Genomic DNA, 26,353 nt, shown 5'->3' on the forward strand with positions numbered 1-26,353 from the left:
TACCCCCCTAGGGTATTGGACAGAGAAGGTCCGAAGGGATGGAGAACGTCATGTCGAACGATCATGATCACGATCACTTTTCACCGACAACACTCGAGCGCCCCGAGCATGAGCTCGCGGTCTGCCCGGTGATGCCCAAGAACGTCGTCGTCAAGGCGCACGCCGAAGCGAAGGACCTGGTGCGCGACTACGCGGGCACCCGCTACTGGTTGTGCTGCTCAGGATGCGCGACGAAATTTGATGCCGACCCGGGGCGTTTCGCCGCGGACGCCGTGTCACTTCCGTCGCCTGCGGACGTGCTTGCTGCTCGCGGGGATCATGCGGGGCACACCGAGCACGGCGATCACGCCGAGCACGCGGGTCACGGCCATGGCGCTCACGGCGACCACGGGGGTCACGCGGGGCACGGCGACCACGTCGGCCAGTTCCGCCGGCTGTTCTGGATCATGCTGGGGCTTGCCGTTCCCGTCATCGCCTTCTCCGGGATGTTCGCCATGCTCCTTGGCTACGAGCAACCCGACGCGGCCTGGGTGGCGTGGGTGTCGCCGATCCTCGGGACGGTCATGTTCTTCTGGGGCGGCTGGCCGTTCCTGTCGGGCGCGGCCTCCGAGATTCGGGCGCTGCGGCCCGGAATGATGCTCCTCATCGGACTGGCCATCACCGTCGCATTCACGGCGTCACTCGGCGCGAGCCTGGGCATCCTCGACCATCAGCTCGACTTCTGGTGGGAGCTCGCGCTGCTGATCGTCATCATGCTGCTCGGGCACTGGGTCGAGATGCGGTCGCTCGCACAGACAACCTCGGCGCTCGACACGCTCGCGGCACTCTTGCCGGATGAGGCGGAGATCGTTGACGGTGACGAGATTCGTCCGGTCGCGCCGTCGGATCTTCGAGTCGGCGATGTCGTCGTCGTGCGAGCGGGAGGCCGCGTTCCGGCCGACGGCGAGATCGTTTCCGGATCGGCCAGCATGGACGAGTCGATGATCACGGGAGAGTCGCGAACGGTCCGGCGCGCCGAGGGTGCCGCCGTCGTCGCGGGCACGATCGCGACAGATTCCTCCATCCGGGTCGCCATCGCCGCGGTGGGCGACGACACGACGCTCGCGGGGATTCAGCGACTTGTGGCGGAAGCACAGGGCTCGAGCTCGCGCGCGCAGCGAATCGCAGATCGCGCCGCGGCCTGGTTGTTCTGGTTCGCTCTCGGTGCGGCGCTGATCACCGTCGTCGTGTGGAACATGGTCGGGCTGCCCGACGAGGCGATCATCCGCACCATCACCGTTCTGGTGATCGCGTGCCCGCACGCTCTCGGGCTCGCGATCCCGCTCGTGGTCTCGATTGCCACCGAGCGCGCCGCGCGTGGGGGAGTGCTCGTGAAGGATCGACTGGCGCTCGAAAGCATGCGCACCGTCGACACGATCCTGTTCGACAAGACCGGAACGCTCACCAAGGGAGAACCGACAGTTACGGCCGTGGAGCCGGTCGGTGGGCACACGGCAGATCAGGTGCTGGCGCTCGCGGCGGCGGCCGAAGTCGACTCGGAGCACCCTCTCGGTCGCGCCATCGTCGAGTCGGCCACGGACCGCGGGCTTGCGCTCGTCGCGGCGACCAGCTTTGCGTCGTCGCCCGCGGTCGGCGTCACCGCGACTGTCGACGGAGCGCGGATCCGGGTCGGCGGTCCGCACCTGTTGGACGAAGAGAACGCGAGCGAGTTGTCGGTCGCGGAGGCCTGGCGCGCCGAGGGGGCAATCATTCTCCACGTCACGCGGGACGGCGCCGTGATCGGGGCGCTCCGCCTCGCAGACGCCGTGCGCGAGGAGTCGCGTCACACCGTCGACGCGTTGCACGCCTTGGGACGCCAGGTGGTCATGATCACCGGTGACGCGGAAGCGGTCGCGAAGACAGTGGCGGCCGAGCTCGGGATCGACCGGGTGTTCGCGGGGGTTCGGCCCGAGGATAAGTCGACCAAGGTGCGCGAACTGCAGGCCGAAGGTCGGAAGGTCGCGATGGTCGGCGACGGCGTCAACGACGCCCCGGCGCTCGCGCAGGCCGATGTCGGCATCGCGATCGGGGCAGGCACGGATGTGGCAATCGCATCGGCCGGTGTCATCCTCGCCAGTTCCGACCCGCGGTCGGTGCTGTCGGTGATTCAACTCTCCCGCGCCTCCTACGCCAAGATGAAGCAAAATCTCTGGTGGGCGGCGGGCTACAACCTGCTCTCCGTTCCGCTCGCGGCGGGTGTGCTCGCGCCGCTGGGGTTCGTCTTGCCGATGTCGATCGGTGCGGTCCTGATGTCGCTCTCGACAATCGTCGTGGCGCTGAACGCGCAACTGTTGCGTCGCCTCGACCTGCGGCCGGGGACCAGCGCGCGCGATATTCTCGGCACCGACATCACCGAGCGGAAAGAGGTCGCGCATGTCTGACGGACACGCCGAGCACGGCTACATCTCGGATAAGGCGAAGTACCTGGCCCGGTTGAAGCGAATCGAGGGACAGGCGCGCGGCATCTCCCGAATGGTCGACGAGGAGCAGTACTGCATCGACATTCTGACGCAGATCTCGGCGCTCACGAGCGCGTTGCAAGGGGTCGCGATCGGCCTCCTCGACGATCACCTCAAGCACTGCCTCGCCGATGCTGCGCGTTCCGGTGGCGCCGTTGCTGAGGCGAAGCTCGACGAAGCAAGTCAAGCGATCGCTCGACTCGTTCGGTCGTAGAGCGCGGCAGCCGGTGCGAGGGGCGGCCCGGGCCGCCCCTCGCACCGGGCAGCATCACCCGAGCGGAATGATCGTTTCGATCGAGTCGTTGATCCAGATGAGACCGCGGTCGTCGATCAAGACGACAGCGCCGTCTGCCGAGACCCCGAGCGCCTGCACGCCACCCGTCGCGGTACCGAACGACTCCCAGTTGACGGCGTCCGCGCTTCGCCAGAGCACGCCGGCAATGTCCACGCCCACGATCACGCCGTCCGGCGTTGTCGCGAGCTGGTACAACAACGGCGTGCTTCCGATGACCTCGAAGGTCGCGCCGCCGTCGCCGCTTTGCTGCAGGCCGGCTTCGGTTGCGGCAATCAACCACCCGTCGGCGGTCACCGTGAGGTCGACCGCACCGACCTCGGCGCCGACGCTCCAGGTCGCCCCGCCGTCGACGCTCGCGCGCACGGCGGCAGTGCTGGAGCCAACCCCGTACAGCACGCCGTCGGGCCCGGACGTCAGGACGTGGAAGTCCTCGTCGCTGGCGAAGGCCTGCGAATACCAACTCTCGCCGTTGTCGTCGCTCCGGATGATGCCGAGGTGCGGCGACCCCAATTCGCTCGGAGTGGTTGCCCCCGGGTGCCCGGATGCCACGAAGCTTCCCGCGCTGACGGCGAGGCCCATTGCGTCGAAGTCGGCATCACCCAGCGGCCCCGCAACGACGCCGTCTCGACTGATCGTGTAGAGACCGGCGTGCGTTCCGAGGGTGACCTGGTCGCCCGACGGTGCGGCCACAATCTGGTGGACGTGACTCAGCGCGGCCGCCGTGGTCTCGGGCGTGCTCGAGTCGCTCGCCGCGGCGCACCCAGACACCAACGCGACGACGGTCGCGGCGACGAGGCCGACTTTCTTGGAGACCCCGGTGACCGGAGCGCGGAACTCAGAGTTCATTGAGGAGCTCCCGCATGATATTGATTTCGGTGGTCTGGCCGTCGATGATGGCCTGGGCTAGTGCGATCACGTCCGAGTCCTGCCCGCTGTCGACGACGGCTTGAGCCATCTCGATGGCGCCATCGTGGTGGACGATCATCTGTTCGAGGAAGAGGCGAGTCGCGTCGGCTCCGGAGGCAACGTCGAGCGCGGCGAGGTCGGAGTCTGACATCATCCCGTCTCCGTGGCCCATGTCCGCCATCGACGAATCCCATTCGGCAACTCCCCACTCGGCGAGCCACCCGCGCATCGTCTCGATCTCGGGCTCCTGGGCGTCCATGATCCCCTCGGCGAGTTCGACGACCCGGGGGTCGATGTCGTCCTTGGCAAGAATCAGTTCGGCCATTTCGACCGCCTGCTCGTGGTGCGGGATCATCATGAGCACGAACATCTCTTCCACGAAGCTGACCTCGACGGCCGATTCGGATGTGGATGAGGTGTCGACGTTGCTGGACGGGGAAGTGCATCCTGCGAGAAGCAGGGTGGTGAGCAGCGCGCCTGAGACGGCCGCGGTTGTGGTGAATCCCATGGGGAATTCCTTTCAAAGAGTCGTATGAAGTGTCGTGAAGTGTCGCCCGGGCAGGGCGAAACCAGGTTCGGGCGGAGACCCGAGACCCGGTGGGATCACGTTCGACTAATTGACAGCGCGACGAGAGAAGGCGGCGGCGCGAAGCGGGCGCGCAGGTCCTGGGGTGCGCTCGTTGGTCGCAAGACGGACGACGCGTGGCGAGTGAGAAGCGCGGGTGCCACGAGCGCGAGAGCCGCGACGACCAGTGCGAGTGCGCACACCATCAGGACCATCGAATGCGCGGGGTCGGACGGTGCGGCACTGCACGCGCCGGCGCAGTGGTCACCCGACGTCGTTGTGCCGTGAGCGCTGATCTCGGCGTCGGCCTGCACTGAGGCGACCGTCGAGCCGACGTCGGCGTGATCCGTCGACGCGGCGACGCTGTGCATCGCGAGGAGTCCGACAATGACCGCCGAGGCGATCACGAACGCGAAAATCAGGCGATGGGTCGCCGATCGCGGGTGCATCACCCCACGAATCACATCCATCGTTCCGCCTTCTCTCGACTCCTGAAGATTACCGCGCCGCGACTGAAGATGCCCCCGTCGGGACCTGAGCGACACAGTCACACCGCGCGCATTGTTCAGTCATAGAAAGCGCATAGCGAGCGCGAGTGGGATAGACCCTGTCACCCACCGACAGGAGTTCTCATGGTCACCGCCGTCATGATCGCGATCGATCTGGTCGCCATCGCCGTACTGACGTTCGGCCTCTACTTTCCGCGCCACCGCCGCAAGGATCTCGTCATCGCGTTCCTCGCCGTCAACGTCGGCGTGCTCGGGGTCTCGATCGTGCTCGCCAGCGCGACGGTCGGCATCGGTGTCGGGCTCGGCCTGTTCGGCGTGCTCGCGATCATCCGCCTGCGGTCCACGCCGATCAAGCAGCACGAGATCGCCTACTACTTCGCCTCGCTCGCCCTCGCGCTGATCGCCGGGCTCTCGACCACGATCGAGCCGCTCTTCCTCGGCCTCATGGGCCTCATGATCCTGGTGCTGTTCGTCGCCGACCACCCGCGGCTGTTCGCGCAGTACCGGCAGCAGACGATGCTGCTGAACCGCGCGTACACGAACGAGACCGAACTCACCCAGGCGCTCGCCGAACTGCTCGGCGCACGCGTGCACCGGGTCAGCGTGCAACACGTCGACCTGGTGAAGAAGACCACTCTCGTCGACGTCCGGTTCGAGCTTGACCCGCGCATCCGCCGCCTCGACGACGAGCCCCGCTACCAGCCCGCCCACCGCAACACCGAAGGAGCCTGACCGATGCGCAACCACACATTCACCCTGACCGCCGCCACGAGCACCCTGCTCATCGCGGGACTGCTTTTGAGCGGATGCGCGGTCGCCGCGACCACCGAGGCCACCACCAGCACCGAGACCTCGACCGCGCAGACGGCCGCGCTCGACTGGACGCTCGGCGCCGAGGAGGTGCTGGCCGAGAACGCCAACGCCACCACCGTGAACGATGACGAGTGGAGCATGACGGGCGCCGTGGAGATCGCGCTCGCCGGCAGCACCGCGAGTGCCGGCGGCGAGGGCGTGACGGTCGACGGATCCACCGTCACGATCACCGCGGCCGGCACCTATGTGCTGAGCGGCGAGCTGCAGGGGCAGGTCGTCGTCGCCGCGGGCGAGGAGGACGTCGTCGCGCTCGTGCTCGACGGTGCCTCCATCACCAGTCAGACCACCGCCGCCATCTCGGTCGTGAGTGCGGACGACGTGGTCTTCTCACTCACCGGCAGCAACACGCTCGCCTCGACCGGCGACGACGCGGAGGCCAACGCGACGCTGCACAGCTCCGCCGATCTCACGATCGCCGGCACCGGCTCGCTCACCGTCACGAGCGCCGCCAACGACGGCATCACCAGCACCGACGACCTGGTCGTCCTCGGCGGCACCCTCACGGTGACCGCCGCGGATGACGGGCTGCGCGGCAAGGACTCCCTCACGATCGAGGGCGGCGACATCACCGTCGACGCCGGCGGAGATGCGCTGAAGTCCGAAAACGAGGAGGAGACCGACCGCGGCTTCGTGCACCTCGCGGGCGGCACGCTCGACCTGAGTGCGGGCGACGACGGCATCCAGGCCCAGACCGACCTGGTGATCACCGGTGGCACAACGACGCTCACCGCGGCCGACGACGGCCTGAAGTCCGAGATCTACCTCGTGGTCGCGGGCGGCGACACCACCGTCGCCGGTTCCTACGAGGGCGTCGAATCGCTCTTCGTCACGGTCACCGGCGGCACGCTTGACGTGACGGCGAGCGACGACGGCGTGAACGCCACCACCGGCACGAGCACCACGACCGACGTCGGCGGCGTCGTGGAAGCCGACGACGGCGCCATGATCACGATCACCGGCGGCGACGTGACGATCGACTCGGCCGGCGACGGCCTCGACTCCAACGGCTCCACCATGATCACCGGCGGCACCACCACGATCTTCGGCGCCGCCACGGATCGCGAGGGCGCCCTGGATGCCAACGGCACCATCGCCGTCGACGGCGGCACCGTGCTCGCCGTCGGCATGGCGGGCATGGCCGAGACCCCCGAGTCGGACTCGGAGCAGGCCTGGCTCGCGGCGACGCTCACCAACTCGTACGCCGCGGGTCGCACCGTGCAGGTGCTCGACGCGAGTGGAACGGTGATCATCGAGTTCACCTCGGTGAAGGCGTTCCAGTCGGTCGTGCTCTCCGATGCGGCGCTCGAAGACGGGGCCAGCTACACGGTCACCGTCGACGGGCAGCGCTTCCAGTTCGTCGCGGCTACGCGGTGAACGCGGGGATGATCGCCCCCGAGAACACCTGCCAGGCCAGGGCGGTCTTGGCCACCAGGCTCAACGTGATGTAGACGCGTTCGCCGTAGAGGTAGTCGCGCCACTTGCCGACCTGGCGGTACTGCAGCGCCTGGTTGATCGCGAAGGTGTTGAAGAACAGGAACAGCGAGATCACGATCCCGTAGACGAAGGCCGGCGGCTCGGTGTCGCTCGACGAACCGGGGGAGAAGAAGTAGATCACGATCACGATCCACGGCACCGCCCCGACCATGGAGCCGAGGACGAACGGCGTGAAGTTGCCGCTTCCGGGCTTCTCGTACTTCTCCTGCAGCGCCCCGAAGCCGATCATGGCGGCGTTGACGGCGAAGATCGAGAACAACGCGGCGATGTCGGAGATCCCGGTGGTCTGGGCGATCAGCCAGATCATGATCGACGAACTCAGCGAGTATTCGACCCAGCGGAAGTAGTTGCGGCTCTGCCGCAGTCCGGCGCTGTAGCGGCCGAAGAACCACGGCGAGGCGACGAGGAAGTGGAACAGCGCCGAGAGCGCGAGGAACGCGACCACGCCCGCGCCGACGTTGACGGCGAACAGGTCGACGCGCTCGGGCGGGATCGGGAATCCGGGAGGGCCGGCGAGGTAGTCCGCGGTCACGCCGAAGGTCACTTGCGTCGACAGTTGCGCCAGGATCACCGTGAAGACGATCGCCTGCACCAGGTGCAGAACCCCCGCGACCAGGTTGTAGGGGCGAAGTCGGCGGATGTTGTCGTCGACCGTGCGGACCGTGCGAGCCATGGCGTACTCCTCGTCGAGCGTTCCGGAAAGGCTAGTGACGCTCACGCTAGCAGGGAGGCCTCACGGCGCGACGGGGCTACTCGGCGATCGGCCAGACGATCTGCGTCAGCGTGGCCTCAGGGTTCGCCTGGTCGGGTTCGGTGAGGTAGATCTCCCACATCTTCGGCTGCATCTCGAGCTTCTGCTCCTCGATCCACGCCATCAGGCGGTCCTAGCTACGCGTCAGCTCGTTGTAGCTGCCGACGTGCATGAACTGCACGGCGCGGCCACCGGGCAGCGTGTCGGCGCAGACATGGTGCCTCCTCGTATCGCTGGGGTTCACGCTACGCCGACCCGGCGGCGGAGGCGCGCTCGCGAGGTGTGAATTCCCTCCACGTCTGCGTCAAAGGTTGAGACCGACCGGGATTCTCGGAATCGTGGCTGGCTCGACGGAATCCCCGAAAGGACCCTTCATGCTGACTTTGACCGAGACCGCGAGCACCGTCATCAACACGATCGTCGCCCAGTCGCCGACCACCGACACCGGTGGCCTGCGCATCCAGGGCACCGGAACGCCGGAGACGGAGTTCCAGGTGACCGTGGCCCCCGCGCCCGAGGCGACCGACGCGGTCGTCGAGAAGGACGGCGCGCGCGTCTTCCTCGAGCCGAGCGCCGCACAGGTGCTCGACGACAAGACCCTCGACGCTCAGGTCGCCGACGACGGCTCGGTCCGTTTCGCGATCAGCGGCCCGACCGCGTAGGCGCGTCCGCTCCCGAGCCGTTCGGCCCCGTGATCTTCGGATCGCGGGGCCGTTTCGCTGTTCTCAGCCACGATAGCGGGCGAGCGCATCCGCGTCGCGCGCGTGGGTCTGCGCGCGCCGGGCGGCGTCGAGGGCCTCGACCGGGTCGGCTTCGTTCTCGGCCAGGAGCAGGTGGCGTTCCGCCTCAGCGAGCCGGGTCCGGGCGCCCACGCCCGAGCGGCGCGTGCCGATCAGATCCCGGACCGCCGCGATCTGCGTTCGCGCCGACAGCAACGCCCCGGCGAGAGCTCCGCGCGCGCCGTCGAGCCGGCGCTGCTGGTTGCGCGCGGCGGCGACCGCGACGTCGAGCTCGGCGCTGGACTCGACGAGAGCATCGAGCGCAGCAACGGGGTCGCGGCGCTCGCCGTCCTTCGTGCGGGCCGCCGCGAGTGCCGACTCGAGCCCCGCGATCGCGCGGCCGACCGCCGCACCCGAGTCCGCATCGGGAGGCGCATCGCGCAGCTCCCGCGCCGCGCGCAGGTCGGCCTCGATCTCGTCGCGCAGCGTCGCGAGCCCGGCGTCCGCATCCGCGAGTTCGCTGCGGCGGTGGTCGATCGCGGCGAGTAGGTGGGCGCCGCGTCCGAGCCCGGAACGGGCCTCGCGCAGCGCATCGCCGACCGCCGTGACGCGGGAGGTCTCGACGATCGCACGCGCGGCCTCGAGCTGTCGAGCGACGTCGTCGAGTTCGGCCTCGGCGCGGTCCGGGTTTTCGGCGATCGTCTCGACGAGGTTCGGGAGGTAGACCGCGCCGAGGGACTCGACCAGTTCGCGGGCCGACGGCAGCTCCCCGCGAAGCTCGGCGAGGCGCTTCTGAAGCTCCTCGGTGGCGGCGGCCGCCCCCGACTCCTCGTCGCGGCGGGCCACGAAGCGCAGCCGCTCCTCGGCGAGGACGCGTCGGGTGCGGCTCGCGATCGCGGCGACCTCGCGCGACAACGCGCGGCGTCGCTGGTCGCTGGCGGAAGGCTGATCGAGGCGCTGATACAGCTCGAAGGCGCGCCGCAGCTCCTCCTCGGCGACCGCCACCCGCGCGGCGAAATCCCGCGTCGAGTCGCTGCCGAACTGGGCGCGGGCGAACTCGAGGTCGTCGCGCGCGTCGCGGAGCGCGTCGTCGGCTCGGAGCAGCTCCGCTCCCGCCTCGGTGCGCCCGGGAAGGGCGCGGACACCGCCGGTGCGCGCACGTCGAGCGAGCAGGATGACGCCCACGACGGTGAGCGCGACGAATCCCGCCGCGCCGATGCCGACCACGACGCCGATCAGGGTCACCACGGCGTCGCTCATGACTGGAAAGTGTAGTTCGCGAAACCCGCGCAAGGTCCCGGGATTCGGGAGGATCGGGACGTATCGTGGCGGCGTGTGGTATGCGGAAGAGCGCGACGAGGAGCGTGACATGAGCGACTCCGAATCGCCGCGCGCCGAGCGCCAGCTGACGTCGCCGCACGCGATCGCGGTCGCGGGCGAAGACTGGTCGACGGCCAACATCGCCGATCCGCAGCGCACCGCCTGGCGGGCCGAACTCGCCGCGCTCGGCGGGCGCTCGCCGCTCATCCACTTCGCCGACCATCCCTCCACGCGCATCGAGTTGAGCGCGACCCACCCGGGCGGACTCGCGCGCTTCATCACCGGCTCGAGCACCCTGCTGTCGCAGCTCATCCGCGACGACGTCGCGCTGCGCACGGCACGGCTCGCCGCCGATCGGATCGCCGCGCGCGGCCTCGAACTCGCCACGACGCGCGGGATCGACGCCGTGCACCTCGGGATCGGCATTGCCCGCTGGCGCTGCGACGGTGAGTCGTTCTGCGCCCCGATCCTCGTGCGCCCGCTCGCCATCCGCCGTCACGGCCGGGACTTCGAGGTTAAGTTGCGCGGGATGCCCGAGCTGAACCCGGGGCTCGCTCGCGCCCTCGAACAGCAGTTCGGGATCGAACTGGACCCGCGCGCGTTCGTCGCCCTCACCGATGCGGACGGCACCTTCAAGCCGAACGCCGTGATCGATCAGTTGCGTGCGCTCACCGGGCACCTCGACGACTTCTCGGTCGAACCGCGCCTGGTCGTCTCGTCGTTCGCCGAAGTGGCCCCGCAGCTCGTCGGCGATGCCGACGAGCTGGAGCATCCCGTGCTCGACGCGCTCGCCGGGAATGCGACCGCGCGCTGGGCGATCGAAGAGGGGCACCGCGAGGTCGCCGTCAGCGACCCCGACCGCCGGGACCCGCAGGCCGACCTCCTCGTGCTCGACGCCGACGCGGAGCAAGAGCATGTGGTGGCCCACATCGCCGCCGGCAACTCGCTCGTCGTGAAGACGCTGCCGGGAACCGGCGGAACACAGACGATCGTCAACGCGATCGGTGCGCTTGTCGCGCAGAACAAGCGCGTCCTCGTGGTGAGTCCGAGGCGCGCGAGCATCCGCTCGATCACCCAGCGCCTCACCGACATCGGCCTCGGCGGCATTGCGGCCTCGCCGCGCTCCCTGCGACGCGACATCGTGCGCAGCATCGCGCGCAACGAGAAGGTCTCCCAGCCTCACCTGGGTGACGTCGACGAGGCCCTGTCGCGCCTGCGCGGCGTGCTTCTCGACTACCGGGCGGCGCTGTCGCGTCCCGATCCCGTGCTCGGGGTTTCGGTGCTCGAGTGCGTGAGCGAGCTATCACGGCTCGCGCTGCTGCCGCATCCGCCGACCACGACCGCCCGGCTGTCTCGCGACACGGTGGAGAAGATCGCCGGCGACCGGGCCTCCGTCGCCGCGATCATGCTCGAGGCCGCGCGCCTCGGTGAGTTCCGCTACGGCCCCGCCGATTCGCCCTGGTACGGCGCCAAGTTCGACAGTGGCGAGGAGGCGGCCCGCGCGCACGAGGTGGCCCGGCGCCTGCACGCGGAGGAACTGCCGCGGCTGCTCGAACTCGGCACCCGTCTGATCGGCTCGACGCGCATGCGCCCGTTCGAGACGATCGCCGAACTCGGTGTCTACGTGCGGTTGCTCGCGGACATCCGCGACACCCTCGACCGCTTCGATCCCGCCGTCTTCGACCGTTCGCTGAGCGAGCTGATCGTCGCCACGGCGCCGCGCCGCGATCACCCGACGATGAGCTCGGGCAACCGTCGTCGGCTCAAGAAGCTCGCCAAGGAGTACGTGCGGCCCGGAATGCACGTCGGCGACATGCACTCCGCGCTGACCAAGATTCAGCAGCAGCGGATGCTCTGGCAGCGTTTCGTTGCGGCCGGCGTCACCCCGGAGGTCCCGGTCGGGCTCTCCGACGTCCACGTCGCGTGGCAGCAGGTCTCGGCGGACCTCGATGGACTCGACGGCCCGCTCGGCCACGTCACCCGCGAGAACAAGCTCGCCAGCCTGCCGCTCTACCGCCTGACCGAGCTCCTCTCGGCGCTCGCCGAAGACTCCGAGGTGCTGCACAACCTGCAGGAGCGCAGCGAGATCGTCGGGCGCCTGCGCGACCTCGACCTTGGCGACCTGGTCACCGATCTCGCGGGACGCCACGTGCCCGAATCCCGGCTGGCGGCCGAACTCGAACTCGCCTGGTGGCGTTCGGCGCTCGACGCGCTGCTCGCCGCCGATCGTGCGCTGCTCGGCGCCCAGACCGCCGTGCTCGATCGCCTCGAGGCCGACTTCCGGCTGGTCGACGAGTCGCACACGGCGGGAAGTGCGCGCCTGCTGGCGTGGCAGCTCGCCGAGAACTGGAAGCTCGGTCTCGTCGATTGGCCCGAAGAGGCCGAGGAACTGAAGCGCCTGCTGCGTCGCGAGCACGTGGAGTCGGGTCGTCTGAACGCCGTCGCCCCGCACCTCGCCCGCACGATTGCGCCGGTCTGGGTCAGCTCCCCGTACGAGATCGACCGCATCTCCGACACGATCCGCTTCGACACGGTGCTGCTGCTGGATGCCGGTGCCACGACTCTCGCCGAGAACGTTGGCGCGATCCGTCGCGCCGCGCAGGTGGTGGCCTTCGGTGACCCCGTGACGCAGACGCCCGCCCCGTTCGCGGTCGGACTCGAACCGGGCTCGGGGCTCGCCGCCGAGAACGCCGGGCTGGACGCGGAAGAACTCGACGCCCTGCACGATCGCTCGGCGCTCGCGCAGCTCGGCGGACTGCTGCCGGAGCTGGCGCTCACGCGCAGCTACCGCGCGGGCGGCGAAGACCTCGCCGAGCTCGTGAACCGACGCTTCTACGGCGGGCGCATCGACGCGCTGCCCTGGGCGGGAACGTTCCTCGGGCACGGCAGCCTGGTGCTCGACTATGTCGACGGCACGGGGATGCCCGACCCCGACTCGGGCGCGGTGGAAAGCATCGACGCCGAGGTCCAGCGCGTCCTGGAACTCGTCATCGACCACGCCGAGGCGAAGCCGCGCGAGTCGCTCATGGTGGTCACCGCGAGCGCGAAGCATGCCGTTCGCGTCATGCAGGCCGTGCTCGACGCGATGCCGTCGCGCCCCGCGCTCAGCGAATTCGTGATGAGTGAACGTTCCGAGCCGTTCGCCGTCTCGACGATCGAGAGCGCCGTCGCGCAGAGCCGCGACCGCGTGATCTTCTCGATCGGCTACGGGCGCACCCCGCACGGCCGGGTGCTGAGCGACTTCGGTGCCCTCGGAAAGCCGGGCGGCGCGCGACTGCTGGCCGTCGCGATGACCCGCGCGCGGCGCTCGCTCGTCATCGTGAGCTGCTTCCGCCCGAGCGACGTCGACGATGACCGCATGGAGCACGGCGCGATCGCGCTCGCCGAGATCCTCGACGAGATCGAGGCGCGCCGAGCCGAGCCTCCCGTTCCCGACGACTCCGACCCGATGCTCGTCGACCTCGCCCGCCGCCTGGCGTCCCGGGGCCTGCGGGTGGCGCTCGGCCACCGCGGCAAGCTCGGGCTGGTGGCGGCGCACGGCGGCACCTGCATCGTTGTCGAGACGGATGCCGTGCTGCAGGGGCGCTCGTTGCGCGACGCGTTGCGGCTGCGACCCGAGGTGCTGCGCCGGCTGGGCTGGCACTACGCCCGCGTGCACGCGTTCGAGCTGTTCCGCGACCCCGACGCGGTCGCCGATCGCATCGCCAAGCTCGCGGGGCTCGCCGCGGGTCCCGTCACGGAAAGCATCCCGGTCGTTGCCAGTGCCGAACGCAACTGAGCCGAACGCAACTGAGCCGAACGCCACTGAGCCGACACCCGACGAGGCGGCGCGCGAGGAAACGACCCCGGACGCGGAGGACGCGGCTGCGCGCCCGCGCCGACGCCGTCGGGTGACGACGGCCCCGCCGCCGGGGACCGATCCGGAGCCCGCCGCCGAACCCGAGCGCCATCGCGACGGCGAGAACGACGACCGGCTACGCGGCGACAAGCCGCCGCACTACTAGACCGGCCGCGACCGGTCGAGGCCTTCGCTAGGAGCCGGCCTGTGCCTTCAGCAGGTCGCGGATCTCGGTGAGCAGCTCCTGCTCGGTCGGCGGCACATCCTCCGCGACCGCGGGCTCGCCGGCCGCGGCGCGCTCCTCGGCGCGGCGGCGGAAGATGTTCATCGGGAGGACGACGCCGAAGTAGATCACGGCCGCCACCAGGACGAACTGGATGAGCGCCGAGAGCACGAGGCCCCAGGCGAGCACGATGGCCTCCTGGTCACCGCTCGCCTCGCGCAGCGTGATGCCCACGGTGGCGATCGCATCCGCGTTGAAGAGGATCGCGATGACGGGGTTGAACACGCCCGAGACGAGCGCGTTGACGATCGCCGTGAACGCCGCACCGATGACGACCGCGACGGCGAGGTCGATCACGTTGCCGCGGACGATGAATTCCTTGAATCCCTTGAACATGGGAGCTCCTTTCGAGAGGCGGGGATCAGCTCGCCGACGCGGAGGACGCGGCGGGAGCCGCGGCGCTCGAACCCGAGTCGGACTTCGCGCCGGAACTGCTGCTGCCGGAGCTGCTGCCGCCGCTTCCCGAGCCGCTCGAGGCGGCGCGGCTGTCGGTGCGGTAGAAGCCCGAGCCGTTGAAGGTGACGCCGACCGCGTTGAACAGCTTGCGCAGCTTGCCCTGGCAGGTGGGGCACTCGGTGAGCGAATCGTCGGTGAACGACTGCTGGATGTCGAAAGCGGTGCCGCACTCGGTGCAGCGGTACGAATAGGTGGGCATACGTCCTCAGGGGTCCCGGTCGGGCTCAGTCGTGGTCAGAAAAAGTCACGATGCCACGAGGCATCACCACCCCGTCGACGGGGACGTCGTGACGTTCCCGCGGGACGGAGTCGACGAGCTCCTCGTCGAAGATCACAGCATAAACGGGCGGGCAGCGCTCCATGGATCCGAGCGTCTTATCGAAGTAGCCCTGGCCCCAGCCCATCCGCGTGCCGTCCGGGCCGACGCAGGCGGCCGGCACCAGGATCAGATCGACGTCGTTGATCGCGATCGGGCCGAGCAGTTCGCCGCCCGAGGTCGGCATCCCGACCGCATCGAGTTCTTCGTGCTCGTCGTCGAACGGCGCCCAGTCGAGCAGGCCGTCCTCACGCGAGACCGGCAACAGCACCTGGATGCCCGCCCCCTCGGCCCAGCGCAGGAACTCGCGCGTCCCCGGCTCGTCGGGCAACGACAGGTAGGCCGAGAGCGACGCGGCGCCGGTCTGCTCGACGAGTGCGCGCAGTTGCGCCGTGAGCGCCGCCTCGGCGTTCTGCCGCTCCGTCGAGGTGCGAATGCGGCGTCGCTCGCGCAGCTCCGCGCGCAGAGCGCGCTTTTCGTCCGCTACCACGTCCGGCATCCTCCGAGTCTACGGGGCTCGGAGACAGATAACCTTGTCGGCATGACTTCACGGATCACCAAGGCCGTCATCCCCGCCGCCGGAATGGGCACGCGCTTCCTTCCCGCCACGAAAGCGATGCCGAAGGAGATGCTTCCGGTCGTGGATGCTCCCGCCATCCAGTACGTCGTGCAGGAGGCGGTCGCGGCCGGTCTCCATGACGTGCTCATGATCACGGGGCGCAACAAGAACGCGCTCGAGAACCACTTCGACCGGGTCGGGGAACTCGAGCAGATCCTGATGGACAAGGGCGACACCGCGAAGCTCGCCAAGGTGAAGTACGCCACCGACCTCGCCGACGTCCACTACGTGCGCCAGGGTGACCCGAAGGGTCTCGGCCACGCGGTGTTGCGCGCCAAGATGCACGTCGGTCGCGAGCCCTTCGCGGTGCTCCTCGGCGACGACATCATCGACGACCGCGACGTGCTGCTCAGCCGCATGCTCGAGGTTCAGCAGCAGCGCAACACCTCCGTCGTCGCCCTCCTCGAGGTCGACCCGAGCGCCACCCACCTCTACGGCATCGCGACCGTCGAGAACACCGACGAAGACGATGTCGTGCGCATCACCGGCATGGTCGAGAAGCCCCCGCCGGGCGAAGCCCCCTCGAACCTCGCGATCATCGGTCGCTACGTGTTGCGCCCCGAGGTGTTCGACGTGCTCGAGCACACGGCGCCGGGCAAGGGCAACGAGATTCAGCTCACCGATGCGCTGCAGGAGATGGCGGCCGACACCGAGAACCTCGGCGGCGTCTACGGAGTCGTCTTCCGCGGTCGGCGCTACGACACCGGCGACAAGCTCGACTACCTGAAGGCGATCGTCCAGCTGGCCAGCGACCGCTCCGACCTGGGCCCCGATTTCCGTCCCTGGCTCAAAGAGTTCGCCGCTACGCTGACCGAGTGAGCAGTATTCCGACGCTGCGCGAGGGCGAGGTCACGATCCGCCCCATTCGCGTGCGGGATGCCCGGGCGCTGGAGCGCGAACTGGTCACCAACCGGCGCTGGTTGCGTCCGTGGGAGGCGACCAACCCGCACGGACCGCTGTCCTTCGACACCCGCGCGGGCATCCGCTCGCTGCTGTCCAACGCGCGCGCCGGGTCGGGGCTGCCGTTCGCCGTCGAGTTGGGCGGCGAATTCGTCGGGCAGCTGAACATCTCGGGGATCAGCTACGGCTCGCTCTCCTCGGCGACCATCGGGTACTGGGTCGCGGAACGCACGGCGGGCCGGGGCGTGACCCCGACCGCCGTCGCTCTCGCGACCGACCACTGCTTCTTCGGGGTGGGGCTGCATCGCATGGAGATCTGCATCCGTCCCGAGAACGCGGCCTCGCTGCGCGTGGTCGAGAAACTCGGCTTCCGCTACGAGGGGCTGCGCCGCCGGTTCATCCACATCAACGGCGACTGGCGCGACCACTTCTGCTTCGCGCTCACCGTCGAAGAGGTGCCGCAGGGCGTGCTGCGTCGCTGGCTCGACGGCAAGGTGCCCGCCGGCGCCGGGCGCGTCCCCGACGTCGACCGGCACCTGGCGAAGGCGCCGCCGCGTTTCAGTTAGCGCCTACAGCGAGATGAACGGGATCGCGAGCGTGAGGCCGAGCGCCAGCACGTAGATCGCGCCGCCGACCGCGATCAGCACGTACTGCATCCGGCGCTGAGCGAGCACGGCCGCGACACCCAGGAGGAACAGCGTGATCGCCATCAGCACCGTGTTCAGGGTCAACCGGTCGCTGAACGAGTTCGCGGCGTCACCCTGTGCAAGGAACGCGGCGCTCTCGTCGTCGAGCTCAGCCCAGGCGCCGAACAGCGCGGCCTCGTAGTCGTCCGAGTCGAACGGGCTGGTGTAGGTGCCTGGATCGGCGTCGTTCTGCTCCTGCGACCAGATGATCGCGGCATCCAGATCCTCGCCCACGGAGACGAAGTAGAGGGTGTCAAACTTGGCGTTCGCGGCGGCGGCCGTTTCGGCATCCGAGCTCTCCATGTCGATGCTCAACTCGGTCAGTCGGGCCCAGGTCTGCACATCCTGGATGTACTGCTGGTTGGCCTCCAGGTAGAGCGACTCGGCCTCGGTCTGGGCCGCCTGGCCCTTCGAGTAGTTGCCCGCCATGCTGCTGTCGTAGAGCGCCGCCTGGAACGAGGCGTAGGCGGTCGTCACCGACACGATGCCGAGCAGAATCACGATGACGAGTTCGACGTTGCCGAACAGTGAGGCGAGGCGCTTCGGGGCGCCCGGGGTCTCAGGGGCGAGCTCGGCCATGCCGGTCTCCAATCAGATCTCAGGGATGCGGCAGCGGCCGTGACTGGAGCATATTGCCAGCCGGGTACCAGACTTCGCGCCGCGCGCCTTCAGGCTGACGCGTGTCGCGCTCCGTACCCTCAATGCATGGATCTGACAGGGGCGAGCACGACGGTCATGCTGGCCGCCGCGGCACTCCTGTGGTTCTTCTACTTCGTGCCGAGCTGGATTCGGCGCCGCGAATACCTGGCGACCGAGCGCACCGCGACCCGCTTGCAGCAGACGATGCGCGTGCTGGCCGAGACGGCGGAGGTGCCGGAGACGGTGCGCGTCGAGGCGAGCATCCATGAGGCGGCGAAGCAGGAACGGATCCGTCTCGCGCTCGAGCGGCAGTCCGCACGCGCGGCGCTGCGCGAGGCCGAGGCGGCGGCGCGCGCCCAGCGCGAGATCGAGCAGGCCCGCACCCAGACCGACAAGCTGCGCGCCCGCACGGTGTCGGCGCCGCGCGACGGCATGATCTCGCTCACGCAACGACTGCGTCGCACTCGCCGCGCGGCTGGGCTGCTGCTACTCGCGGCGCTCGTGGTCGCGGGCGCGCAGCTCTGGGTGAGCGCGTCGTCCGCGTTCGTGCCCGGCGCGGTCGTGCTGCTGACCGGATGCGCCGTCGCCGCGATGGCGTCGCTCATCGTGCAGGCGCGGGTGCGGGTGCGCCTGGCGAGCGTCCAGCGCGTTGTTCCGAGTGCGCCTCGCGTCGCCCGCCCGGTGGATGTGCCCCTCGACGCGGCGCGCGAGCCGCGAGTGTGGACGCCGGTTCCGTTGCCGAAGCCGATCTACGTCGAGCACCCGCACGCGGCGCGTGTGCGCCCGACGCTCGGCGCGCCGACGATGGACTCGGCGGCGCTCCTGCGCGCGGCCGCGGCGGAAGCCGAACGAGCGCAACGAGAGAGCCCGGAGGCGCCCGCGGTCGTGTCGATCACCTCGCGCACGCCGGCGCAGAAACCGGCGGCCCCGCAGGCCCCGGCGCCGAGCCGCTACGCGCGCATGGGGATCGTGGACGACGCGCTCACCGCGGCGCCCGACCTCGACGAGGTGCTGCGCCGCCGCCGCAACGTCGGCTAACGATCCGCCGCCTGGCGCAGCCGCCTCCCGCCTCCCACCTGCTGCTACTGGCTTGCCGCGTCCCGCCTGCTGCTACTGGCTTGCCGCGTCCCGCCTGCCGCTACTGGCCTGCCGCGTCCCGCGTCCCGCGTCCCGCTTGCCGCCTGCTGCCCTCCCGAAAGTCGGAAACCCCGCCGACTCGTCCATGGGTCGTGGACGGTGGGCCCGATTCTCCGACTTTGCGCGCGGCGGCGCGGAGGCGCGGAGGCGCGGCGGCGCGGAGGCGCGGCGGCGCGGGCGGAATCGGGGGGACGTTCACCGCGCGGTGGCGAACTCCCGTGAGCGATCCGCCGCCTGGCGCAGCCGCCGGCGTAGCAACCACTTGTCGACCTCGACGACGGCCAGCACGCTCGTGCCGAGCGCGGCGGCGGTCAGCCAGAGCTGCCACGGGAGCGGGGCGAAGCCGAGCACGAGGGCACCGAACGAGGTCTCGACGGCGACCACGTGCAGGGTGAGCGCGCCGAGCGCCGCGACGAGCAGCAGCCGGTTGCCCCACAGCGACTGGCGGAAGAGCGACCGCGTCGCCGAGCGCGAGTTGAAGGTCTGAAACAGGTTGAGGAACGCGAACACCGTCAACGCGAAGGTGCGCGCGACCTCGAGCTCCGCCCCGTTCGCGAGCGCGACCTGGAACGCGGCGAGAACGGTCCCGCCCATCCAGATCGCGGTCAGCGCGATCCGCGTCCACAGCCGCGCGCCCAGCAGGCCGTCCGTCGGCGCCCGCGGCGGGCGTTCCAACTCGTCGCCCTCGCCGGGCTCGAAGGCGAGACCCACATCTTGAACGCCGTTGGAGACGAGGTTGAACCAGATCATCTGCACCGGCAGGAAGAGCAGCGGCGAGTCGAAGAGCAGGTTTCCCATGACGGCGACGAGCGCCGCGATACCGGTCGAGATCAGGAAGAAGGTGGCCTTCTGGACGGCCGCGAAGGTCACGCGGCCTTCCCGCACGGCGCGCACGATCGTGCTGAAGTCGTCGTCGGTGAGCACGATGTCGGCGGCGTCGCGCGCGACGTCCGTGCCGGAGCGGCCCATCGCCACGCCGAGCGACGCCGCCTTCAGGGCCGGGGCGTCGTTGACTCCGTCGCCGGTGACCGCGACGACTTCGCCCGCCGCCTCGAGCACACGAACGATGCGCAGCTTGTCGCGCGGGGTCACGCGCGCCGCAATGCGCGCCGAACGCACGCGGGCGACGAGGGCAGCGTCGTCGAGGGCATCCAGATCTGCCCCGGTCACGGGTGCCGAGGTGCCCCCGAGCCCGAGTCGGCGGCCGATCGCGGCCGCGGTGCTGGGGTGGTCGCCGGTCACCATCATGACCAGCACGCCCGCCCGGCGGCACGCCGCGATCGCCTCCGCAACGCCCTCGCGCGGGGGATCGCTCATCCCGAGCAAGCCGACGAACTCGAGGTCGCTCAGGGACGCGAGGGCGTCGTGGGTGGACTCGCCGGGCGCGAGCCGGCGCTCCGCCACGGCGAGCACGCGCATGCCGTCGTTCGCCATCGCGTCGTGCGCCGCGAGCACCCGGGCGCGGTCGAGCGGCTCGCGGCCGTTCGGGCCGGTCATCCACTCCGACAGCCCGAGCAGCAGGTCGGGGGCGCCCTTGACGAGCACGAACCGTTCGTCGCCGTCTTCGGTGATCGTCGTCGAGCGGCGATGCTCCGGTTCGTAGGGCAGGTGGGCGAGCGCGGGGGCGTCGAAGGCGTCGACCGTGACCGCGCCGCGCGTCAGGGCGAGCTCGGCGAGCGCAACATCGACCGGGTCGCCGATGACGTCGCCGGATTCGGGATCGCGACGGGCATCGTTGCTGAGGGCACCGACGCGCGCGACGCGGCGGCACCCCGCGGGCAGCTCGGCGTCGGCGCTGCGCAGGTGCCCGGAATCCACTTCGTCGCGCGCCGTCCAGACCCGCTCGACCGTCATCCGGTTGATGGTCATCGTTCCGGTCTTGTCGGAGGCGATGACCGTCGTCGACCCGAGGGCCTCGACCGCAGGCAGGGTGCGCACCAGGGCGCGGTGCCGCGCCATGCGCGACACCCCGAGGCTCAACGCGATCGTCAGTACGACCGGCAGACCTTCGGGGATCGCCGCGACCGCAAGCGCGACGGCCTGAAGGAACGCGTCGGCGAAGCTCAGCCCGGTGAGGAGTGATCCGCCCAGCGTGATCAGGGCGGCGAGGCCGACTGCGATGCCGAGCCGACCCTCGAAGCGGTGCATGAGCCGCTGCAGGGGAGTGGGGGTGTCGGAGGCGCGCACCATCGAGTCGATCTCGCCGATGGCGGTGCGCACTCCCGTCGCCACGACGACCCCGAGCGCTCGACCGGAGACGACCAGCGTGCCGCTCCAGGCCATGTCGGTCTGCTCGGCGAGCGGGGCGGCACCGTCGACCGCATCCGGGTCCTTGGTCACGGGAAGGGATTCGCCGGTGAGAAGCGACTCGTCGATGCGGAGGTGGTTGGCGCTCAGCAGGCGCAGGTCGGCCGGCACCCGGTCGCCGGATTCGAGCACGACCAGGTCGCCGACCACGAGCGTCGCCGCATTCACCTCGCGCACGCCTCCGGCGCGTCGCACCCGGCAGCGCAACACGGTGAATTCGCGCAACGCGGCGACATCGCGCGCCGCCTTGCGCTCCTGCGCGAAGCCGAGCGCGATGTCAACGAAGACGGCGATGCCGATCGCGGTCGCGTCGATCCAGCGTTGCAGGATCGCGGTGACGATGATCGAGGCGACGAGGAGTTGGATGATGATGCTGCTGAACTGGCGAGCGAGGGTGGTCGGCCACTTCTCGATCCCGCTCGCGCGCAGTTCGTTGGGCCCGTCCCGCTCGAGGCGCTCGGCGGCGGTCGCGGGGCTGAGCCCGTTCGGCGTGGAGTCGAGCCGGTCGAGGGTCTCGGCGACCTCCAGCTCGTGCCAGGCCGTCTTCTCGGCGGGCAGCGCCGGTGTGGGCTCGTTTTCGGGCGTCGTCGCAGTCCTCACCATGCTCTCGACGCTAGGCGGCGCCGTGTCGAGCGTCGAGGGGCGAAGGTCCCGAGCGGGTGCGGTTCGAATCGGCGGCACGCTAGTGGTATTCTGACGAAGTTGTTTTCGGGCCCTTGGCGCAGTTGGTAGCGCGCCTCGTTCGCATCGAGGAGGTCAGGAGTTCGAATCTCCTAGGGTCCACCAGAACAGAGAACGACAAGGCTCGCCCCGCATTCGTGCGGGGCGAGCCTTTTTCTCCGCCTCCGCTCCGGCGCCCGGGATGCCGCTCGCACGCCCCGGCACGCGCCGCGTGCCACGGCTAGGGTCGGAGCGTGCGGTGCCACGAGCCGCGCGGGAACGGACGAGGCATGAAGGTCGCGATCACCGCCGTCGGTGGACAGCTCGGTTCGGAGATCGCGAAGGCGGTGAGCGAACTGCTTCCGAAGGGCGACGTGATCGGCCTCGCCCGTACGCCGGAGAAGGCCGCGCACCTCGGGATCGAGGTCCGCCCCGGCGACTACAACAAGCCCGCCGATCTCGAAGCGTCGCTGCAGGGCATCGACGTCCTGCTGCTGGTGTCCGGAATGGATGCGCCGGATGCGCGCATCGGCCAACACCGCAATGTGATTACCGCGGCCCGCAACGCCGGGGTGCGCAAGATCGTCTACACGAGCGTGCAGGGTGCCGAGCACGGCACCGCATTCTCGCCCATCATCGGGAGCAATCGACAGACGGAAGAGGATGTGCGCACGAGCGGCCTGGACTGGGTCATCGGGCGCAACGGCATCTACATCGAGCCCGACGTCGAGTACGTCGATCGGTACATCGAGGCGGGCGGAATCACCAACTGCGCCGCCGAGGGGCGTTGCGGCTACACGACGCGGCCCGAGCTCGCCTACGCCTACGCACGGATGCTCACCGACGACCGCCACAACGGGCAGACCTACAACCTCCACGGCGGGCTCCTGACGCAGGCCCAGCTCGCCGACTATCTGGGCCGGGTCGTCGGCACCGAGCTCCCCTTCACCTCGATGTCGGTGGAGGAGTACCGCGCCGATCGCGTCGCGGAACTCGGCGACTTCATCGGTGGCGTGATTGCGGGAATCTACGAGGGAATCCGCAACGGCGAGGCGGACCGGCCGAGTGATTTCGCTGCCGCGGCTGGCCGCGAGCACGAGAGCTGGGACGACTACTTCGATCGGCTCGCCCAGGAGCGCGCCGCGGACTGAGCGCATCACGGCCGCTCGGAGGCCCGCTCGAGCGCGTCGAGGAGTGTCTCGAGACCGAAGTCGAAGGAGTTGCCGGCCGCGCGACCCGGGCGCGCCGCGTCACGTAGCGCACAACCGGAGACGACGGCGTCGACGGTGACGTTGGCGTGGGCGACGAGGGGGAGCGGGAAACCCGCGCGAAGCCAGACCGCGAGCGCGGCGTCATGGTGCGCGAGCACCGAGGCGGTGGGGTTTCGTCGAGACTCCATGAGCGGGATCGCCCACGGGTGGCGGTGCAGAACGGCGCGCGTTGAGCGCGCTCGGATGCGCACCGCATCCTTCCAGGGCGCGTCGGAGGCGGGTCTCTCGATCTCGGCGAACACCTGTCCGACCATCCCGTCGACGAGGTCGTTCTTGCTGCTCACGTAGGTGTAGATCGACATCGGTCGGACGCTGAGGTGGTCGGCGAGGCGCCGCATCGTGAGGGCGTCAACTCCGATCTCGTCCGCGAGCTCGACGGCGCCGCGGATCACGCGGGCGCGGTCGAGGTGGTTCTGGGCTGGTGACATCGATTCTCCCGATCCGGGTCTTGACAGTCGTACTTTGTACGGATAGCGTACCTGCTGTTGCGTACTTAGTACGAACTCCCCACCCACGAGCCAGACAGTTCGCGAGAAAGAGAACGAGACATGACGATGCACCACGACACGAACGCGACCAGCGCCTCGACGACGTCGACGATGACCGCCATCACCCAGCACCGCTACGGCGGCCCCGAGGTGCTCGAGGTCGCCACCCTGCCCGTGCCGACGCCCGGACCGACCGACGTGCTTGTCACGGTGCACGCCGCCGGTCTCGACCGCGGAACCTGGCACCTGATGGCCGGCAAGCCCTTCGTGGTGCGGATGATGTTCGGGCTTCGCTCGCCCCAGCGCCCCGTTCCCGGCCTCGACGTCGCCGGCGTCGTCGCGGCGGTCGGCGACGAGGTGACGCGCTTCGCCGTGGGTGACGAGGTCTTCGGAATCGCCCAGGGGAGCTTCGCCGAGTTCGCGGTCGCGCCCGAAGCGAAGCTGACGAACAAGCCCGCCAACGTGACCTTCGAGCAGGCGGCCGTCGTGCCGGTCTCCGGGTTGACGGCGTACCAGGCGGTGCACGAGCGCGGCAACGTCGAGGCGGGCCAGCGCGTCCTCGTGGTCGGAGCCTCGGGCGGCGTCGGCAGCTTCGCCGTGCAGATCGCGGCGGCCGCTGGTGCCCACGTGACGGGCGTGGCGAGCGCCGCCAAGCATGATCTCGTCCGCGGACTCGGGGCCGAGACGGTCATCGACTACGCCGTCACCGACATCGCGCAGCTGAAGGAACGCTTCGACCTCATCATCGACGTCAACGGACGCACCCCCGTGCGCGCGCTGCGCCGCCTGCTGACCTCGCACGGCACGGCCGTGCTGGTCGGCGGCGAAGGCGGTTCCGGGCCGCTCGGCGGCGCCCAGCGTCAGATGCTGGCCCCGCTGCACGCCCTGTTCCGCTCGCAGACGATGGTCGGAATGCTCTCCGTCGAAGACCAGGGAACGATCGAGCGCCTCGGCGAGCTGCTCGCCGCGGGCACGATCACTCCGGCGATCGGCGAGGTCTATCCGCTGGCCGAGGCGCCGCGCGCGATGGCCGACCTGATCTCGGGCACGATCCGCGGCAAGGCCGCGATTCGCGTCGCTCGCTGATCAGCCGAGCAGGTCCTTCATCTGCTTGGCGATGAGCAGCGTGGCGCGTCGCGGCGAGAGCCGCGAGAGCCGGTCGAGCATTGTGGCGTCGCTTCCGATGCGCACGCGGAATTCGCCCTTGGCGATCGCCTCGACGATCACGAGCCCGGCCTCCGCCGGGCTCGTGGTCTTCCGCTGTGCTGCGTCGGCATCCGGCATGTTCGGAATCTCCACTCCCGAGTTCGTCGCGATTCCGGTGCCGACCGCGCCCGGGAACACGACCGTGACTGCCACGTTCGTGCCCTGCAGTTCCGCGTAGAGCGCCTCGGTGAAGAGTTTCACGGCGGCCTTGCTCGCGCCGTAGGCCGCCTGACCGGGCACGGGCGCGAGCGCCCCCATGCTGGAGACGTTGACCAGGCTCGCCGCCGGACGCGCCAAAAGCGTCGGAAGCAGCGTCTTGGTGGTGTTGACGACGCCCCAGAAGTTGACGTTCATCACGCGCTCGATCTGGTCATAGCCGAGCTCGGCGACCTTGACGAAGGGCTGGATGATTCCCGCGACATTGACGAGACCATCGATAGCGCCGTGTGCGGCGGTCACCGCCGCGGGCAGGGCCTCGACCGCCGACCGGTCGGTGATGTCGATCGTGTGGGTGCTGAGGGCGTCGTCGGCCGCCGCGAGCGAGGCGGTCTCCGCGAGAGCATCGGCGTTGAGGTCGACGGCGGCGACCCGCGCGCCGCGCGCGAGCAGCTGAAGCACCACTTCGCGCCCGATCCCGTTGCCGCCACCGGTGACGACGAAGACCTTGCCGCTGACGTCCATCTCGTGCTCCCTTGCCTGAGTGACTGTGCTCTCCCCGAAGTCGACCACGGCGGTCGGAATGGCGCAAGAGCCCGGCGTCTTCGCAACACCGCGATCGGCGCGGCGACTCGTGGCACGCGATGATGGAGACATGATCTCCACCGCGCTCGCCGCCGAGCTCCGCGCCGCGGGAGTCGTCTGGGCGCCCGTGTCGGGCGACGCCTTCCAGATCGCCCGCGACGACTTCGAGGGCGACGTGTTCACGGTGAGCGACATGACGATCGAGGCCCACCACTACCCGGGCGGCACGATCCTCGGCTTCAACGGCACGACCGAGTGGGCGCTGGATTCGCTCGCGCTCGAGGACGCCGTGTGGCTGCCGCGCGAGGATCAGCTGCGCGATCTGCTCCGCGGCGCCTTCGTCTCGCTGCGCCGCGAGGTGCGCGAGTCGGGCACGCAGACCAGATACCTGGTCGAGGCGCGGATCCGCGATCGCGTGCAGGTGTTCGACAGCGACGACCCGGCCGAGTCGTACGGACGGGCGCTGCTGGCGCTCATCCGCGCCGCAGACTGAGGCTCATTCCCAGTCGAAGTACCAGTCGTGCTCGGCGGCGGCACGCAGGCGCTGGGCCACGCCGAGCGCACTCTCGCGCCCCGGCGCCTCGCGCACCCAGCCCTCGATCCACTCGGCCGTCGCGCGCGCGTCGTCGGGGGAGAGCAGCTTGTTGTCCCAGCCGTGGAAGAGCCGGCTGAACACGTCGTCGAAGTGCTTGCTCGCCGACCCGAGAAACGGGGGAGCGTCCGGGCTCGCGTCGAGGGCGGCGATGATGTCATTCGGGAGCGTGATCGGCGCGAACGGCGGTGCGATCACTTCTCCGCGCCACCGCCGGCTCGGGCCCCACGCGAGATAGCGCATGCCTCGACGCTAGCCGCTCTGGCGGCACCTCGCGCTCACGG

General features: G+C 69.7%; 27 protein-coding genes and 1 tRNA gene. 14 read left to right on the plus strand and 14 right to left on the minus strand.

Annotation, left to right across the window (positions count from 1 at the left end; genetic code table 11):
• The first annotated feature begins 50 nt into the window (after window positions 1-50).
• Window positions 51-2,420 (plus strand): heavy metal translocating P-type ATPase, encoded by a 2,370-nt coding sequence (locus QZ258_RS08800; RefSeq protein WP_294180679.1) that lies wholly within the window; start codon window positions 51-53, stop codon window positions 2,418-2,420.
• Window positions 2,413-2,712 carry a metal-sensitive transcriptional regulator gene (locus tag QZ258_RS08805; protein ID WP_294180681.1) on the plus strand — a complete coding sequence of 100 codons (300 nt, stop codon included), beginning with the start codon at window positions 2,413-2,415 and terminating at the stop codon, window positions 2,710-2,712. Before QZ258_RS08800 ends, QZ258_RS08805 begins: the two co-directional genes overlap by 8 nt.
• 54 nt (window positions 2,713-2,766) lie before the next feature.
• Here the strand turns inward: QZ258_RS08805 and QZ258_RS08810 are convergent, their stop codons facing one another.
• The 3 genes from QZ258_RS08810 to QZ258_RS08820 all read right to left on the minus strand — a co-directional run bounded on the left by QZ258_RS08810 (window position 2,767) and on the right by QZ258_RS08820 (window position 4,734).
• Window positions 2,767-3,639 carry a sialidase family protein gene (locus QZ258_RS08810; protein WP_294180683.1) on the minus strand — a complete coding sequence of 291 codons (873 nt, stop codon included), beginning with the start codon at window positions 3,637-3,639 and terminating at the stop codon, window positions 2,767-2,769.
• Window positions 3,629-4,207, minus strand: a complete 579-nt coding sequence (locus QZ258_RS08815; RefSeq protein ID WP_294180686.1) for a DUF305 domain-containing protein — start codon at window positions 4,205-4,207, stop codon at window positions 3,629-3,631. The genes QZ258_RS08810 and QZ258_RS08815 overlap by 11 nt, the downstream gene beginning before the upstream one ends.
• Before the next feature lie 95 nt (window positions 4,208-4,302).
• Window positions 4,303-4,734: a DUF6153 family protein gene (locus tag QZ258_RS08820; protein WP_294180687.1), complete on the minus strand. Its 432-nt coding sequence runs from the start codon at window positions 4,732-4,734 to the stop codon at window positions 4,303-4,305.
• 162 nt (window positions 4,735-4,896) lie between these two features.
• On the opposite strand from QZ258_RS08820, the gene QZ258_RS08825 reads away from it, so the two are divergent.
• Complete coding sequence (locus QZ258_RS08825; protein WP_294180689.1) at window positions 4,897-5,505, plus strand: DUF4956 domain-containing protein; 609 nt, start codon at window positions 4,897-4,899, stop codon at window positions 5,503-5,505.
• 3 nt (window positions 5,506-5,508) lie between these two features.
• Window positions 5,509-7,020, plus strand: coding sequence for a carbohydrate-binding domain-containing protein (locus QZ258_RS08830; RefSeq protein ID WP_294180691.1), 1,512 nt, complete (start codon window positions 5,509-5,511; stop codon window positions 7,018-7,020).
• Here QZ258_RS08830 and heR read toward each other — a convergent pair.
• Complete coding sequence (gene heR / locus QZ258_RS08835) at window positions 7,010-7,813, minus strand: heliorhodopsin HeR (RefSeq protein WP_294180693.1); 804 nt, start codon at window positions 7,811-7,813, stop codon at window positions 7,010-7,012. The genes QZ258_RS08830 and heR overlap by 11 nt on opposite strands.
• Before the next feature lie 76 nt (window positions 7,814-7,889).
• Window positions 7,890-8,015: a hypothetical protein gene (locus QZ258_RS08840; RefSeq protein WP_294180696.1), complete on the minus strand. Its 126-nt coding sequence runs from the start codon at window positions 8,013-8,015 to the stop codon at window positions 7,890-7,892.
• A gap of 250 nt (window positions 8,016-8,265) precedes the next feature.
• Between QZ258_RS08840 and QZ258_RS08845 the strand changes: the two genes are divergently transcribed.
• Entirely contained in the window at window positions 8,266-8,553 is a 288-nt protein-coding gene (locus QZ258_RS08845) for a Fe-S cluster assembly protein HesB (protein ID WP_294180698.1), read from the plus strand.
• Between the two features lie 63 nt (window positions 8,554-8,616).
• Here the strand turns inward: QZ258_RS08845 and QZ258_RS08850 are convergent, their stop codons facing one another.
• Window positions 8,617-9,870, minus strand: coding sequence for a hypothetical protein (locus tag QZ258_RS08850; protein ID WP_294180700.1), 1,254 nt, complete (start codon window positions 9,868-9,870; stop codon window positions 8,617-8,619).
• 109 nt (window positions 9,871-9,979) lie between these two features.
• Between QZ258_RS08850 and QZ258_RS08855 the strand changes: the two genes are divergently transcribed.
• Both QZ258_RS08855 and QZ258_RS08860 read left to right on the plus strand, forming a co-directional pair.
• On the plus strand, window positions 9,980-13,708 hold the full coding sequence (locus QZ258_RS08855) for an AAA family ATPase (RefSeq protein WP_294180702.1): 3,729 nt from the start codon (window positions 9,980-9,982) through the stop codon (window positions 13,706-13,708).
• Entirely contained in the window at window positions 13,692-13,934 is a 243-nt protein-coding gene (locus tag QZ258_RS08860; RefSeq protein WP_294180704.1) for a hypothetical protein, read from the plus strand. The genes QZ258_RS08855 and QZ258_RS08860 overlap by 17 nt, the downstream gene beginning before the upstream one ends.
• Before the next feature lie 27 nt (window positions 13,935-13,961).
• On the opposite strand, the gene mscL is transcribed toward QZ258_RS08860, so the two are convergent.
• The 3 genes from mscL to QZ258_RS08875 are packed head-to-tail and all read right to left on the minus strand — an operon-like array spanning window position 13,962 to window position 15,322.
• Window positions 13,962-14,387 (minus strand): large conductance mechanosensitive channel protein MscL, encoded by a 426-nt coding sequence (gene mscL / locus QZ258_RS08865; protein ID WP_294180706.1) that lies wholly within the window; start codon window positions 14,385-14,387, stop codon window positions 13,962-13,964.
• Between the two features lie 25 nt (window positions 14,388-14,412).
• On the minus strand, window positions 14,413-14,706 hold the full coding sequence (locus QZ258_RS08870) for an FmdB family zinc ribbon protein (RefSeq protein WP_294180708.1): 294 nt from the start codon (window positions 14,704-14,706) through the stop codon (window positions 14,413-14,415).
• A gap of 25 nt (window positions 14,707-14,731) precedes the next feature.
• Complete coding sequence (locus tag QZ258_RS08875; protein ID WP_294180710.1) at window positions 14,732-15,322, minus strand: 5-formyltetrahydrofolate cyclo-ligase; 591 nt, start codon at window positions 15,320-15,322, stop codon at window positions 14,732-14,734.
• Window positions 15,323-15,364: 42 nt separating this feature from the next.
• On the opposite strand from QZ258_RS08875, the gene galU reads away from it, so the two are divergent.
• Together galU and QZ258_RS08885 are read left to right on the plus strand one after the other, a co-directional pair.
• Window positions 15,365-16,261, plus strand: coding sequence for a UTP--glucose-1-phosphate uridylyltransferase GalU (gene galU / locus QZ258_RS08880; protein WP_294180712.1), 897 nt, complete (start codon window positions 15,365-15,367; stop codon window positions 16,259-16,261).
• Complete coding sequence (locus QZ258_RS08885; RefSeq protein WP_294180714.1) at window positions 16,258-16,908, plus strand: GNAT family N-acetyltransferase; 651 nt, start codon at window positions 16,258-16,260, stop codon at window positions 16,906-16,908. Before galU ends, QZ258_RS08885 begins: the two co-directional genes overlap by 4 nt.
• A 3-nt stretch (window positions 16,909-16,911) precedes the next feature.
• Here the strand turns inward: QZ258_RS08885 and QZ258_RS08890 are convergent, their stop codons facing one another.
• Entirely contained in the window at window positions 16,912-17,607 is a 696-nt protein-coding gene (locus tag QZ258_RS08890) for a hypothetical protein (protein WP_294180716.1), read from the minus strand.
• A gap of 126 nt (window positions 17,608-17,733) precedes the next feature.
• Here QZ258_RS08890 and QZ258_RS08895 point away from each other — a divergent pair, with 126 nt between their 5' ends.
• Complete coding sequence (locus QZ258_RS08895) at window positions 17,734-18,705, plus strand: hypothetical protein (protein WP_294180718.1); 972 nt, start codon at window positions 17,734-17,736, stop codon at window positions 18,703-18,705.
• 294 nt (window positions 18,706-18,999) lie between these two features.
• Here QZ258_RS08895 and QZ258_RS08900 read toward each other — a convergent pair whose 3' ends face one another.
• Complete coding sequence (locus tag QZ258_RS08900; RefSeq protein WP_294180720.1) at window positions 19,000-21,714, minus strand: HAD-IC family P-type ATPase; 2,715 nt, start codon at window positions 21,712-21,714, stop codon at window positions 19,000-19,002.
• A 107-nt stretch (window positions 21,715-21,821) separates the two neighbouring features.
• On the opposite strand from QZ258_RS08900, the gene QZ258_RS08905 reads away from it, so the two are divergent.
• Window positions 21,822-21,897 (plus strand) — tRNA-Ala (locus QZ258_RS08905).
• Window positions 21,898-22,061: 164 nt separating this feature from the next.
• A complete protein-coding gene (locus QZ258_RS08910) occupies window positions 22,062-22,922 on the plus strand; it encodes an SDR family oxidoreductase (protein ID WP_294180722.1) in 861 nt (286 codons plus the stop codon).
• Between the two features lie 5 nt (window positions 22,923-22,927).
• On the opposite strand, the gene QZ258_RS08915 is transcribed toward QZ258_RS08910, so the two are convergent.
• On the minus strand, window positions 22,928-23,470 hold the full coding sequence (locus tag QZ258_RS08915) for a TetR/AcrR family transcriptional regulator C-terminal domain-containing protein (protein WP_294180724.1): 543 nt from the start codon (window positions 23,468-23,470) through the stop codon (window positions 22,928-22,930).
• A 120-nt stretch (window positions 23,471-23,590) separates the two neighbouring features.
• Between QZ258_RS08915 and QZ258_RS08920 the strand changes: the two genes are divergently transcribed.
• Window positions 23,591-24,616 (plus strand): NAD(P)-dependent alcohol dehydrogenase, encoded by a 1,026-nt coding sequence (locus QZ258_RS08920; protein ID WP_294180726.1) that lies wholly within the window; start codon window positions 23,591-23,593, stop codon window positions 24,614-24,616.
• Here the strand turns inward: QZ258_RS08920 and QZ258_RS08925 are convergent, their stop codons facing one another.
• Window positions 24,617-25,417 (minus strand): SDR family oxidoreductase, encoded by an 801-nt coding sequence (locus QZ258_RS08925; RefSeq protein WP_294180731.1) that lies wholly within the window; start codon window positions 25,415-25,417, stop codon window positions 24,617-24,619.
• A gap of 130 nt (window positions 25,418-25,547) precedes the next feature.
• On the opposite strand from QZ258_RS08925, the gene QZ258_RS08930 reads away from it, so the two are divergent.
• On the plus strand, window positions 25,548-25,970 hold the full coding sequence (locus QZ258_RS08930) for a pilus assembly protein CpaE (protein ID WP_294180733.1): 423 nt from the start codon (window positions 25,548-25,550) through the stop codon (window positions 25,968-25,970).
• A gap of 3 nt (window positions 25,971-25,973) precedes the next feature.
• On the opposite strand, the gene QZ258_RS08935 is transcribed toward QZ258_RS08930, so the two are convergent.
• Entirely contained in the window at window positions 25,974-26,312 is a 339-nt protein-coding gene (locus QZ258_RS08935; RefSeq protein ID WP_294180736.1) for a hypothetical protein, read from the minus strand.
• Between the last annotated feature and the right edge of the window lie 41 nt (window positions 26,313-26,353).

The sequence above is a fragment of the uncultured Schumannella sp. genome (assembly GCF_905479755.1).
Taxonomy (GTDB): Bacteria; Actinomycetota; Actinomycetes; order Actinomycetales; family Microbacteriaceae; genus DCRR01.